Here is a 722-nt window from a genome sequence, read left to right on the forward strand (position 1 = left end):
TTGACTGGTAACGCGCAAATTTCTGCCAGTGATGATAATTCCCACACTAAAAATGTCGTATTGATAATACTTTTTATCTAACATTTTGTAATAAAAACAATAATCCTGTATACATCTTGCCGAAAACTAATAAAAATTATAGAAGTATCGTCTATGTCAGCCAATTTTTCTCAGAAAGCTCAAGAAACCCTCATCGGAGAACTTGAAGAACTCGTTTCGACCACTAACTTAAAAGGTGTTATTACTTATTGTAATGACGCGTTTTGTCGCGTTGCAGAATACACGCACGAGGAGTTAGTCGGTCAGAATCATAATATCGTCCGTCATAGTGACATGCCTAAAGCCGCTTTTGGTGATATGTGGGCACGCCTTAAAGAAGGCAAAGCGTGGCGAGGTATGGTTAAAAACAGCACCAAATCTGGCGGTTATTACTGGGTAGATGCCTACGTAACGCCTATCTATGAAAAAAACCAAGTTGTCGGTTATCAATCTGTGCGCGTTAAGCCTAAGCGTGAATGGGTGGATATTGCTGCAAAAGCTTACAAGGGGATGCTAGCCGCCGAGAAAGCGGGTAGAACCTGGTCGTTAAAAATTAACGAAACGGTGCGCTATGCGATCCTACTTGGTGCATTAACTGCACCTGCCGCAGCGTACGCACTATCTGTTGAAGGTCCGCTTGCTTGGCTTGCAAGTGCATTACCAGCGAGCGTTTTAGCGTTATT

General features: G+C 42.7%; 1 protein-coding gene. It reads left to right on the forward strand.

The window, feature by feature from the left end:
• Positions 1–153 precede the first annotated feature (153 nt).
• On the forward strand, positions 154–722 hold a 569-nt coding region (locus R8N47_RS25055), incomplete at its 3' end, for a PAS domain-containing protein (RefSeq protein ID WP_318186086.1).

It is taken from the genome of Vibrio sp. 2132-1 (assembly GCF_033344315.1).